The organism is Actinomycetospora sp. (assembly GCF_036497585.1).
Lineage (GTDB): Bacteria > Actinomycetota > Actinomycetes > Mycobacteriales > Pseudonocardiaceae > Actinomycetospora.
The window spans coordinates 1-12,381 of the sequence record NZ_DASXJD010000250.1 but is presented as its reverse complement, the minus strand read 5'-3'; the positions used below and the strand labels follow the sequence as shown (position 1 = coordinate 12,381).

General features: G+C 76.2%; 9 protein-coding genes. 7 read left to right on the top strand and 2 right to left on the bottom strand.

The genetic code is table 11. From position 1 onward, the window contains the following. The coding region (locus VGH76_RS26175; RefSeq protein ID WP_331559703.1) for a cation-transporting P-type ATPase at nt 1-1,951 on the top strand (1,951 nt) is incomplete at its 5' end. 33 nt (nt 1,952-1,984) lie between these two features. On the opposite strand, the gene VGH76_RS26170 is transcribed toward VGH76_RS26175, so the two are convergent. Continuing rightward, a complete protein-coding gene (locus VGH76_RS26170) occupies nt 1,985-3,466 on the bottom strand; it encodes a DUF2252 domain-containing protein (RefSeq protein ID WP_331559702.1) in 1,482 nt (493 codons plus the stop codon). A 374-nt stretch (nt 3,467-3,840) separates the two neighbouring features. Continuing rightward, nucleotides 3,841-4,761 carry an alpha/beta hydrolase gene (locus VGH76_RS26165; protein ID WP_331559701.1) on the bottom strand — a complete coding sequence of 307 codons (921 nt, stop codon included), beginning with the start codon at nt 4,759-4,761 and terminating at the stop codon, nt 3,841-3,843. A 126-nt stretch (nt 4,762-4,887) separates the two neighbouring features. On the opposite strand from VGH76_RS26165, the gene VGH76_RS26160 reads away from it, so the two are divergent. The 6 genes from VGH76_RS26160 to VGH76_RS26135 all read left to right on the top strand — a co-directional run. Beyond that, complete coding sequence (locus VGH76_RS26160; RefSeq protein WP_331559700.1) at nt 4,888-6,267, top strand: WS/DGAT domain-containing protein; 1,380 nt, start codon at nt 4,888-4,890, stop codon at nt 6,265-6,267. Between the two features lie 116 nt (nt 6,268-6,383). After that, nucleotides 6,384-6,905: an AMP-binding protein gene (locus VGH76_RS26155; protein WP_331559704.1), complete on the top strand. Its 522-nt coding sequence runs from the start codon at nt 6,384-6,386 to the stop codon at nt 6,903-6,905. Beyond that, the gene (locus VGH76_RS26150; protein WP_331559699.1) at nt 6,791-7,321 is read left to right on the top strand and encodes an AMP-binding enzyme; all 531 of its coding nucleotides are present in this window, start codon (nt 6,791-6,793) and stop codon (nt 7,319-7,321) included. Before VGH76_RS26155 ends, VGH76_RS26150 begins: the two co-directional genes overlap by 115 nt. Further along, nucleotides 7,318-8,703 carry a wax ester/triacylglycerol synthase family O-acyltransferase gene (locus VGH76_RS26145; protein WP_331559698.1) on the top strand — a complete coding sequence of 462 codons (1,386 nt, stop codon included), beginning with the start codon at nt 7,318-7,320 and terminating at the stop codon, nt 8,701-8,703. The genes VGH76_RS26150 and VGH76_RS26145 overlap by 4 nt, the downstream gene beginning before the upstream one ends. A 159-nt stretch (nt 8,704-8,862) precedes the next feature. After that, nucleotides 8,863-9,384, top strand: a complete 522-nt coding sequence (locus tag VGH76_RS26140; RefSeq protein ID WP_331559697.1) for a GNAT family N-acetyltransferase — start codon at nt 8,863-8,865, stop codon at nt 9,382-9,384. Nucleotides 9,385-9,512: 128 nt separating this feature from the next. Beyond that, nucleotides 9,513-12,381: ATP-binding protein (locus VGH76_RS26135; RefSeq protein WP_331559696.1), on the top strand; the 2,869-nt coding region annotated here is incomplete at its 3' end.

Below are 12,381 nucleotides of genomic sequence, written 5' to 3'. Positions count from 1 at the left end.
CGCGGTCGGCGTGGGCGCCGCCTTCCTGCCGATCGGGCTGCTCGCGGGCCTCTCCTTCACCGCGGCCCTGGTGTTCGCGGTGGGCCTGCTGGTGGCGAACGTCCCGGAGGGGCTGCTTCCGACCATCACGCTCGCCCTCGCCGGCGGGGTCCGCTCCCTGGCCCGGCGCGGCGCCGTGGTCCGCCGGCTCTCCGCGGTGGAGACGCTCGGGTCCACCACCGTCATCTGCACCGACAAGACCGGCACGCTCACCGAGAACCGGATGCGCCCGCAGGCGTTCTGGACCCCTCCGACCGGCCGCGGCGACCCCCGCACCGGGGCGGGTGAGGCGCCCGACCTGGCACGCGTCGCCCAGCGCTGCTCCGAGGCCGACCTGCTCGGCGTCGACGCCGGCACGGGCACCGGGGACCCCACCGAGCTGGCCCTGCTCGCCCTCGCCGCCGCCGCCGGCCTCGATGCCCGGGCCGCGACGCGCGAGCGGGACCGGCTCGCCGTGCACCCGTTCGACCCCGTGCGCAAGCGGATGTCGACCGTCGACCGCACGCCCGCGGGCGTCGTCGTGCACACCAAGGGCGCCGTCGAGGAGGTCCTCGCCCTGGCCACGCGGGTACGGCGCGCCGCCGGGGTGGTGGCCCTCGACGACGCCGGACGGGCCGAGGTGCTCGACGCGGTCCGGGCGCTGGCCGCCGACGGGCTGCGGGTACTCGCCCTGGCGAGCCGGCCGGCCTCCGCCGCCGACGCCGCGGCCCCCCGCGCCGACGTGGAGGCCGGCCTGGTCTTCGAGGGACTCGTCGGGCTGCTCGACCCGCCGCGGCCCTCGGTCGCGGCGGCGGTCGCCCGCTGCCACACGGCGGGGATCCGGGTGCACGTCGTCACCGGCGACCACCCGCTGACGGCCGCCGCGGTGGCGCGCTCGGTCGGCGTCGGGGGCCCGGCGCCGCGGGTGGTCACCGGCACCGAGCTCGCCGCGATGCGCGACCGCGACCTCGACGCGCTGCTCGGGCTCGGCGAGGAGATCGTGTTCGCGCGGGCGGCCCCGGAGGACAAGCTGCGGATCGTCGAGGCCCTCGAGCACCTCGGCGACGTGGTCGCGGTGACCGGCGACGGCGTCAACGACGCCCCCGCCCTGCGGCGCGCGGACATCGGCGTGGCCATGGGGGTGGCGGGCACCGACGTCGCCCGCGAGGCGGCGACCATGGTGCTCACCGACGACGACTTCGCGAGCATCGAACGCGCGGTCGCGGCGGGCCGGCGGGTGTACGACGACGTCCGCAAGTTCGTCGTCTACATCTTCGCCCACGCGGTCCCCGAGATCGTCCCATTCCTGCTGTTCGCCCTCACCGGCGGCGCGGTCCCGCTCGGGCTGACGGTCCTGCAGATCCTGGCCATCGACCTGGGCACCGAGACGCTGCCCGCGCTGGCGCTGGGCCGCGAGCCGGCGGAGCCGGGCATCATGGAGCGCCCGCCCCGGCCGCGCTCCGAGGGCGTCATCCGCGGCCGGATGCTCTGGCGGGCGTGGGGCCTGCTCGGCGTCACCTCGGCGGTGCTGACCACCGGGGCGTTCCTGGTCGTGCTGGCCCGGGCGGGCTGGACCCCGGGTGCCCCGACGGGGCCGGGCACGGCGCTGCACCCCGCCTACCTGCGGGCCACCACGGCCACGTTCGTCGGCATCGTGGCCTGCCAGATCGGGACGGCGCTGGCGGCGCGGACCGAGCACGCCTCGTTGCGCACGGTCGGGCTCTGGACCAACCCGCTCCTGTGGTGGGGCATCGCCTTCGAGCTCGTCGTCACCGCGGTCATCGTGTGGACCCCGGTCGGCCAGGAGGTGGTCGGGACCGCCCCCCTCGACGCGGGCACGGTGGCGCTGCTGCTCTGCTTCGCCCCGGTGGTCTGGGGCGTCGACGAGCTGTCCCGGTGGTCGCGACGGACCCGGCGCCGCCGGACGGCCTGACCCGCGTCGGCCCGCCGGCACGTCCGCCGGTGATCAGGAGGGCGGGGTCTCGGCGAGGATCCGGCCCGACGCGATGGCGCCCACCAGCTGCTGGTGGTCGCGCTCGTTCTGGTCGGCGTAGCTGCTCGCGAAGGCCCGGACGGCCACGTCGAAGGCCTCGTTGCTGCCGAGATAGGCCGCCACGGCGATCCGGTCACCCGAGCGCGCGTGGGCCCGGGCGAGCGTCCACCCGCAGACCTCTCCGTAGGCCTGCATCGTCTCCGGAATCATCGTCTCGACCTGGGCCGAGCCCTTCCAGTCCCGCAGCTGCCGCAGGTGGAAGTCACGCGTCCGCCCGTCGGGACCGTCGACGCGGACCCACCCGAGGAAGATGTCGCTCACGGCCTGCATCAGCCGCTGCCCGACCACCACCCGCTGTCCGGAGTTCTCGAACTCGCTCGCCCCGACGAACTCCTCCAGGACCGACGGGCCCGCTTCCTTCGCCTGCAGGAACAGGGGGTCGACGTCGTCCTCGCCGTCGTCACCGAGCAGCAGCAGCATCCACTCGCGGGTGCCGACGCTGCCCACCCCGACGACCTTGCGCGCCGTGTCGACGAGCCGGAACTGGTCCAGCAGGACCCGGCGCTCGGGCTCCAGCGTCCCCCGGTAGGTGAGCAGGACCTCGCGCAGTTGTTGCTCGAGCGCGTCGAGGTCGGCCGCGCCGGCGGCCAGATCACGCACCGGCACGATGAGCGGCGGATCCGCCCGCAGCCGCACGACCCCGTCCTCGATCACGGCGAAGCGACGCAGCGCCCCGAGGTTGTCCTTGGTCCGGGCCTTCCGGCCGGCGCGCTCGACCGCTTTGCGCTGGGTCTTGCCGAGACGCACGTCCGTGAGCGATGTGATGGTGTCCGCGTTCGCGTGGGCGTACCACACGTCCAACGTGTCCATCTCCGCGAAACCGCGCATGGCCCGCCGGTACGCCGCGACCGCCGCCAGGACGATGCTGTGACGCTCCCTCGGTGCGAAGCCGTTGCTCCGGGCCGCGACCTCCAGGCTCGTCGCCAGCCGTTTCACGTCCCACTCCCACGGGCCGGGCAACGTCTCGTCGAAATCGTTGATGTCGAAGACCAGGTTGCGCTCCGGCGAGGCGAACACCCCGAAGTTCGCCAGGTGGGCGTCCCCGCAGGCCTGCACCACCAGCCCGGACCGGGGCGTCCGGGCCAGGTCGCTCGCCATCGGCGACGCCGCGCCCCGGAAGAACGCGAACGGCGAGGAGGCCATCCGCCCGTAGCGGATCGGCAGCAGCTCGGGCACCCGGGTGAGCCCCTGACGCTCCAGCAGCGCCAGCGGATCGGGTCGGTCAGGACCTGCCGTGAACTCGCCGTGGCTCGACCGCGGCACCTCCGCCCGCGCGGCCCGTCCCCGCCTCACCCGCTGCTCGCGGGTGAGGCGTTCCTCGGGCTCCGGAAGGCGGACAGAGGTGGGCGAGGCGTCGACCCCGACGACGACCGTGGGTGCGTGTCGATCAACCACAGGATCCTCCTCGATCACGTCTCCACCACTCGGTCCGATGGTCTCGTCGGCGGTAGCGGGCCGGCGGAGTCGCACGACCCGCGGGGGCGGGCCGACAGTCCTGCTCGGGGACGAAGACACCGGCGACCATGTGCGGCACGCACCCGGCCCGGCGGCCGAGCATTCCTTGCTCACGCTGGCGTGCGCCACGCATACGGTCGGGGCCCGACACCCACCGCGACGTGTGCCGCACGCACACCTCCCCCTACTCGTCGTCTGCTCAGGGCAAGCGTGTGCGTCCCGCAAACCGTCGACCGCTCGTCGTCTGCTCCTGGTCAGGGCCACCCGCCGAGCAGACCAGGTGGAACGGACACCCTCCCGACCCGGGGGTGTCCTCAGCCCGCCTCGCGATCCCAGGGACCGGGATCGGACGCGAGGGCGTGAGGATCCCCGTCCACGTCCGGGGCGGAGCCGACCGGCGGGTAGAGCCAGCGCAGGGCGGGCGGGGCGGCGAAGGGCCGCCAGCGTCCCTCGGGCTGGGCGAGACGGTCGGCGACCACCCACAGCACCGCGGGGTGCATGCCCAGCCCGAAGTGGCTGCCCACCACCGCGACCGACTCGGCCCGCTCCCCCGCCGGCTCGACGCACGCCCGCCACGAGACGATCCCGTCCCACGGCGAGAACACCGAGGTGCACGGCGCGGGCACCGGCGGCAGCGTCGCCTCGGGCGGGGGCAGCTCGCCGGCCGCGACGTGCCGGCCCGCGACGGCGAGGTAGAGGCCCATCGCCCTGGTCTGGGCGGGATGGGTGAGGCGGACCGGACTGCCCAGGGTGATCACCGACCGCACGTGCTCGGGCGAGCGCCGCGCCGCGTCGCGCACGTAGAGCCCGCCCAGGCTCCACCCGACGAGGCTGACCCGGCGGCCGTAGCGGTCGGCGAGCTCGGCGAGGCGCGCGGGGACGCCCCGCACCACCTCCGCCGTCGGGCCGAGGTTGCGGCCCAGGTGCCAGCCGTGCGCCCGGTAGCCGCGGTGGCGCAGCATCGCGCGCAGCACCCGGGTCGACCGGTCCCCCCCGCCCAGCCCGGGGACCACGAGGACGGGGTGGCCGTCACCCTGCGGGGCCGCCCGCAGGACGTGCCGGCCGAGGGCGGTGACGCCGGCCCCGCCGAGGGCCCGTCCGAGGTCACTGGCGAACAACGGCCACGACGGGGCCGACTCGTCGTCGGTCGGCGGGCGGAAGGTCAGCGGGAGACCGGGCCGCCAGGCGGGCGGCCGGTCCTCGGGGAAGGCCGTGGTGTCCATCGTCGACGTCATCCGGGCACACCTCCACTGCGTGGCCCCGGGTGAGCGGATCGTAACCGGGCCCGGGTCGTCCGGCGAACCCGACCCGGGCCTTTCGGACCTGACGCGCCCGAGGGCCCCCGGGAGAGCGTCCCCGGCATGACGAGGACCGTGCCGATGGCGGCCGAGGACGAGCTCTGGCTGCGGCTCGACCGGCCGACGAACGTCCTGGGCATCGTCTCGGTGCTGTGGACCGCCACCCCCGTCGACCCCGGGGACCTGCGCCGGCTGCTGGCGGAGCGCCTCCTGGCGCCCTACCCGGTGTTCCGGTGCCGGCCCGCGGACGGCGACCGGCGCTCGCCGGGCGAGCGCTGGGTCGAGGACCCCGACTTCGACCTGGACCGCCACGTCCTCGTGGAGTCCCTGGACCCCGACGATCCCGAGGCCGCCCTGCAGGAACGCGTCGGCCGACTGCGGGCGCAGCGGTTCGACCTGGAGCACCCGCCGTGGAGCGTGCACCTGCTCTCCGGCCACGGGGCCGGGAGCGCGGTGGTGGTGCGCACCCACCACGCCCTCGCCGACGGCGTCCGGATGATGCGGCTGCTCTTCGCGCTCACCGACCCCGCCGACGGCACCGGCGACGGCGCCCGTCCGGTCGCCACGCACGGCGTCGCGGATCCCCTCCCCGACCTGCTCGCCGTCGCGCGCCACCCGCTGCGCGCCGTGGGCGCGGGCCTGCGGATGGTCGCCGCCGCGGCGAACACCGCCGTGGACACCGCCGAGGTGCTCGGCTGGAGCAACCCGCCGCACGCGTGGTCGGGTGCCCCCGGCACGACGAAGTCGGCGGCGTGGACGGCGCCGATCCCGCTGCGAGTGCTGGCCGGGCTGGCCCACGACGAGGGCGCGACCGTCAACGACGTGTGCCTGGCGCTGCTCGGCGGCGCGGTGGCCCGCGCCCAGGACGCCGAGCTCGCCGCGCGGGCCCCGGCCAACCTGGCGTGGATGATGCCGGTCAACCTCGAACCGTTCGACGCCGGACCACCCGCCCGGCTCGGCAACCACTTCGCGCTCGTCCTGGTCGTCCTGCCGCTGCGCGGCCCCTTCCGCGCCCGCGTCGCCGAGGTCCACGCCCGGGTCGAGCAGCTGCGCCGCAGCTGGGAGCCGGCCCTCACCCACGCCCTCGCGCAGCTGCTCGGCCACGCCCCCGAACCCCTCGCGTCGACGCTGTCCGACCTGCTCGCCGACAAGACCGTCGGCGTCGTCACCAACGTGCCGGGCCCGCGCACCGCGGTGACCCTGGCCGGCGCGCGCGTGACCGGCACCGTCGGCTGGGCGCCGTGCAGCGCCGACCAGCTGCTCACCGCCTGCATCGTCAGCTACGACGGCCACGTCCGCGTCGGCGTCGGCACCGACCTCGAGCGGGTCGGCGACGCCCGCCTGCTCGTGGCCGCCCTCGACGAGGAGCTCGACGCGGTCCTGCACCAGCGGGGCGTCCGGCGTGTGGCCCCGGTCGCCGCCCGAACCGGGAGAACACCATGAGCCTCAACCTGGCCGACGTGCTGCGGGAGTCGGCACGACGCCACCCGCACCGCACGGCGATCATCGCCGATGAGCACCACACCAGCTGAGCCGAGCTCGACGCCGCGTCCGACCGGCTGGCCGAGGGCCTGCGCCGCCGGGGGCTCGTCCTCGGCGACGCGGTGGCGCTGCAGCTGCCGAACGTGCCGCAGTTCGTGATCGCCTGGTTCGGCATCCTCAAGGCGGGCCTGGTGGGCGTGCCGGTCAACGTGCTGTTCAAGCGCCGCGAGGTCGCCCACGTCCTCGGCGACTCCGACGCCCGCCTGCTGCTGACCTGGGCGGGGTCCGCCGAGGAGGCCCGCAAGGGCGCTGCCGACGCCGGCGTCGCGTCGGTGCTCGTCCTGGGCGGCGACCCCGGGGAGTCCTTCGAGGAGCTGCTCGCGGTCGAGCCGGACGACCCGGACGGCGTCCTCGTCCCCCGCGACCCCTGCGACGTCGCCGCGATCGTCTACACCGCGTCAACCCCAGCGCCGAGGAACGCCGGGTGTACAGCGTCGGCAAGCCGATCTACGGGGTCGACGTGCGCATCCACGACCGCGCCGGCCACCCGCTGCCGCCCGGGCGCGACCACGTCGGCGAGATCGTGGTCCGCGGCGTGAACGTCATGCGCGGCTACCACGGCAACCCGGAGGCCACGGTCGCGGCGATCGTGGACGGCTGGTTCCATACCGGGGACCTGGGCTACGTCGACGACGACGGCTTCCTCTTCGTCGTCGACCGCACCTCCGACCTGATCATCCGCGGCGGCTACAACGTCTACCCCCGCGAGATCGAGGACGTGCTCTACACCCACCGGGCCGTCCGCGACGCCGCCGTCGTCGGGGTCCCCGACGACCGGCTCGGGCAGGAGGTGCACGCGGTGGTCCGGCTCCACGCCGGCGCCGCGGCCAGCGAGGACGAGCTCATCGAGTACGTGCGCGAGCGGGTCGCGTCCTACAAGTACCCCCGCTCGGTCGAGTTCCGCAGCGAGCTGCCGATCAGCGACACCGGCACGATCCTGAAGCGGGCGCTGTGAGCACGGCGCTGAGCCCGCTCGACGCGGCCTTCCTGGAGATCGAGGACGCCGAGCCGGCCGCCTCCATGGCCATCGCCTCGATCGCGGTCTTCGCGGGACCCGCCCCCCATCTCGACGAGTTCGCCGAACACCTGACGGGGCGGCTCCCGCTGATCCCCCGTTACCGACAGAAGGTGCGCCGCGTCCCCCTCGACCTCGGCCCGCCGGTGTGGGTCGACGACCCGGACTTCGTGCTGGGCCACCACCTGGTCCACGTGGGCCTGCCCGCCCCCGGCGGCGACGCCGAGCTCGTCGACCTCATGGCCCGGGTGATGTCCACCCGGCTCGACCGGGACCGCCCGCTGTGGCGCTACTGGCTCGTCGACGGGCTCGCCGACGGGCGCTGGGCGCTGATCTCCCAGGTCCACCACTGCCTGGTCGACGGGGTGTCTGGCACCGACCTCTACTGGAGCGTGCTCGACGCGCAGCCCCGGTCCCGGCCGCCCGCCGCCGACCACCACGTGCCCGTGCCCGAGCCCTCGACCGGGGCCCTGCTCCTCGGCGCGGCCGGGCACCTCGCGGGACTCCCCGTCGCGGCGACCGTGGCGGCCGCGTCGCTGCTCACGCACCCGCGCGAGGGCTGGCAGCGGGCCCGGGCGCTGGCGCGGGGCGGCTCCGCGCTGCTCGCCGCGCTGCGCCCGGCGCCGCCGTCGTCGCTGTCCGGCCCGCTGCACCGGCTCCGCGCCTACGCCATCGCCCGGGGCCGGGTCGCGGACGTCCGCGCCGCGCGGCACCGGCACGGCGGCACCTTCAACGACGTGGTCCTGGCCGCCGTGACCGCCGGTTTCCGCGACCTGCTGCTCGCCCGGGGCGAGGACCCCGGGCCCGACCTCGTCCGCACCCTGGTCCCGGTCTCGGTGCGGGCCCCCGGCGACGAGTCGACCCGCGGCAACCAGGTCTCGCTGCTGCTGCCGCGGCTGCCGGTCCACCTCGCGGAGCCCGCCGAACGCCTCGCCGCCACCATCGCCGAGCTCGAGGCGTGCAAGGCCGCCCAGGAGGCCGAGGCCGGCGCGGCGCTCACCGAGCTGGCCCGCTACGAGCCCTACCCGCTCGTCGCGCGCGGGGTCCGGTGGGCCTCGCGGACCGCACAGCGCTCCGTGGTGACGGTGACCACCGACGTCCCCGGGCCGCGGACCACCCTCTACGGCCTCGGCCGGGAGCTGCTGGAGATCGTCCCGTACGTCCCGATCGGGAGCACCGCCCAGCTGGGGGTCTCCATCCTCACCTACCGCGACGCGCTGGCCGTCGGGGTCACCGGGGACGAGGCGGCGGCCGACGTGGGCGTGCTCGCCGGCGGGATCGAGGCGGAGCTGGCGCGGCTGGCCTCCGAACCGGCTCGCTGAGAGCGCCCGGGTCACACGGCGTTCGCTGTTCATACGACCGTTCGGCTCGTGAACTGCACCGATGCCGCAGCGAACGAACGGGGCGGGAACGCCGGGTGACGAGCGTTGGGTCCCACGACGTGCGACAGGGCACGTCGAGGAACCGACCCGGAGGCCCCCGTGCCGCACACCGTCCCGACCAGCGCCCGGATCACCGTCCGCGAGCTCGCGCGCGACGAGGACGACGTCCTCGACGCCGTGTTCGCCGGCCTCTCCCCGACCAGCCGCCTGCACCGCTTCCTCGGCCCCGTCCCCGACCTCCTCCCGCCGGTGCGGCGTGCCCTGCTGGCCGTCGACGGGCGGGCTCACCTCGCCGTCGCGGCGTTCGCCGGGCGGGACCCGATCGGTATCGCCCGGCTCGTCCGCGAGGCCCCGGGCCGCGCCGAGCTGGCCGTCGAGGTCGTGGACGCCTGGCAGCACCGCGGGATCGGCGCCCGCCTCGTCCGGGCGGTCCTCGCGCGGGGGCGGGAGGCCGGCGTCGTGGAGGTCGTCGCCGACGTCATGGCCGAGAACGCCGCCGCCTTGGGCCTGCGGCGGGCCCTCGCACCCGGCCTGGCCGGTGTGCGCGACGGCCACGAGATCCGTTTCGTGGCGCACACGACCGAACTCGGTGCGTCATCGGCACTCCCGGCAGCGGCCTGAGGGGTGAAGGTTCGGTGGCGCTCGGAGCAGTGCGGGTCCGGGAGGCGGTGGATGTGGGCGGCGGCCCGGCCGAGCACGCTGGGAGCGAGCGGCCGGCACGGCCGGCCGCCGGAGAAGGTCAGGCGACGATGGTTCGGATCCGCCTCCTCGGCGAGCAGGTCGTCAGCGACGCGAGCGGCGCGCCGCTGGCCCTCTCGCCGCGCACCGTCGCCCTCGTCGGCTACCTCGTCCTGCACGCCGGCGTGCCCCAGCAGCGGGGCCGGATCGCCACCCTGTTCTGGCCCGACTCCGCCGACGAGCAGGCGCTCACGAACCTGCGCCGCGAGCTCCACCACCTGCGCGCCGCCCTCGCCGGCGAGCCGGCCCTCGTCGTCACCGGGCGCGACCTGTGCTGGTGCGACACCGCGACCTGCGTGGTCGACCTGCGGGAGTTCGCCACCGGGGCGGACGCGGCCGCCGCGGCGGCCCGCGCCGGCGCGGACGGCGCGGTCCTCGCCCACGCCACCGCGGCCCTCGCGGCCTACCGCGGGGAGTTCCTCCCGGGCGGCTACGACGACTGGCTGCTCGAGGCCCGCGCCGAGCTCGAGACCCGGTGCGCGGAGCTGTGCGAGCTGGCCTGCGACACCCTGGAGCGCACCGGCGACCTGGCCGGGGCGGTCGAGGTGGCCCGCCGCCGGGTCCGACTCCGCCCGCTCGACGAGCTCGGCTACCGGCGCCTCATCGAGCTGCAGGGCGAGCTCGGAGACCGGGCGGGCGCGGTGAACACCTACCACCACTGCGCGGCCGTCCTCGAGCGCGAGCTCGGGGTCACCCCGGATCCGGCGACGCGACGGCCCCTCGACCGGCTGCTCGCCCGCGCCTCAGAAATCGACGCCCCGGGCCCACCACCCGCGGCCGCCGCCGGCGACGCCCGCTCCGGCGCCGCCCGCTCCGGCGCCGCCGCGGGGACCCTCGTGGGCCGCGGCCGCGAGCTGGAGACGCTGCGGGCGGGCTGGCGGGCCGCCGCGGCCGGTCGACCCGCCGCGGTGCTGGTCCGCGGCGACCCGGGCGTCGGGAAGACCCGGCTGGTCACCGCGCTCGCCGACTCCGCCCGGCTCGACGGCGCCGTCGTCGCGAGCGCCCGCTGCTTCGGGGCTGCCGGCCGCCTGGCTCTCGCCCCCGTCGCCGAGTGGCTGCGGACCCCGGACGTCCGCGCGGGCCGGGCGACGCTCGACGCGGTGTGGCAGGTCGAGGTCGAGCGGCTGGTGCCCTCGGGCCGGGGCGGGGACCCGGGCGGCTCCGGCAACGGGCCCGGGGAGGAGGCGTGGCAGCGCCACCGCTTCTTCGAGGGGCTGGCGCGGGCGCTCACGGCGACCGGGCGCCCGACGCTGCTCGTGCTCGACAACCTGCACTGGTGCGACGCCGAGACCCTCGCGTTCCTCACGCTGTGCCTCGGCCTGGTCCCCGACGCCCCCCTCATGGTCGCGGCGACGATGCGCGCCGACGCCTCCGAGCACGAACCGCAGGTGGGTGCCTGGGTCAGCCGGATGCGCGGGGCCGGGATGCTGAGCGAGCTGCTCCTGGGTCCCCTCGAGACCGCCGACAGCGCCCGGCTCGCGGCCGCCGTGTCCGGGGTCGCGCTGAGCGACGACGACGCGGCGGTGCTGCAGGCGAGCACCGGCGGCTTCCCGCTCTACGTCGTCGAGGCCGCCCGCAGCACCCTGGAGACCGACGCCCCCGTCCCCGTCGGGGACCTCGCGACGGTGCTGCGGGAGCGCCTCGAGCAGGTCGGGCCCACCGCCCGCGAGGTGGCCGGGCTGGCCGCGGCCATCGGCCGCGACTTCACCCTCGACCTCGTCACCGAGGCCAGCGACCTCGACGCCGACGCCGTCGTGCGCGCCGTCGACGAGCTGTGGCGCCGGCGCATCCTCACCGAGGTCGCCGAGGGCTACGACTTCTCCCACGACCTGGTCCGCGACGGCGCGTACGCCCAGGTCAGCCCACCACGCCGCTGGCTGCTGCACCGCCGGGTCGCCCAGGGCCTGGAGCTGCTGCACGCCGAGGACACCGACCGGGTGTCGGCCCAGCTCGCGGAGCAGTACGCCCGCGGCGGGCGCCCCGAGCGGGCCGTGCGGTACTTCCACCGCGCCGCCGAGCTCGCGGCCGGCATGTTCGCCCACACCGAGGCGATCCGCCTCTACGACGAGGCGCTCTCGATCGTCCGCTCGCTGCCCGCGGGCCGCTCCCGGTCACGGGAGGAGCTGGCCGTGCTGGAGGCCGTGGCGGCGCCGCTGAACGCCCGCGACGGCTACGCCTCCCCCCGGCTGCGGGAGACCCACGACCGCATGATCCGGCTCGCCGAGGATCTGGGGCAGCGGGACGCGCTGCTGACCGGCCTCGTCGGGCTGTGGAGCTCACTGTTCGTGCAGGGCGAGGTCACCGCCTCGGCCACCACCGCGGCCCGGGCCCTCGAGATGATGAGCCCGGATTCCGAGCAGGCCGCGGCCGCGCACTTCGCGCTCGGCACCTCGACGCTGATCGCGGGGCGCCCCGCGGAGGCCCTGGGGCACCTGGTGCACGTCGCCGAGCAGGGCGCGGACCACCGGCTGAGCATCGGCACCCGACCCGACGTGCACGGGCTGGCCTCCGCCACCCACGCGCACTGGCTGCTCGGTGACGACACGCGGGCCGGCACCGCGGCCCGCGAGGTCGTCGCCCTGGCGCGGACCACCGATCCGTACAACCTCGCGGTGGCCCTGGCGTACGCCTCGATCACCCACCAGCTGCGCGGCGCCGTCGACGAGCTGCGGCCGGCCGTCGCCGAGCTGCGGGACCTGTGCGACCGGTACGGGTTCGCCTACTACCGCGACTGGGCGCGGATCCTCGACGGGTGGTCGCGCGGGGACGGACCGGGCCTCGAGGCCGCCCGTCGCGGGGTGGCGAACCTCGACGCCGACGGGGCACGCGTCCGGATGCCGTACTGGCAGTCGCTCGTGGCCGACCTCTGCGCCGCGACGC

Excerpts from the sequence above, each read along its gene's own strand:
- VGH76_RS26165 (WP_331559701.1), bottom strand. The coding sequence starts at position 4,761 with ATGACGTCGACGATGGACACCACGGCCTTCCCCGAGGACCGGCCGCCC.
- VGH76_RS26160 (WP_331559700.1), top strand. The coding sequence starts at position 4,888 with ATGACGAGGACCGTGCCGATGGCGGCCGAGGACGAGCTCTGGCTGCGG.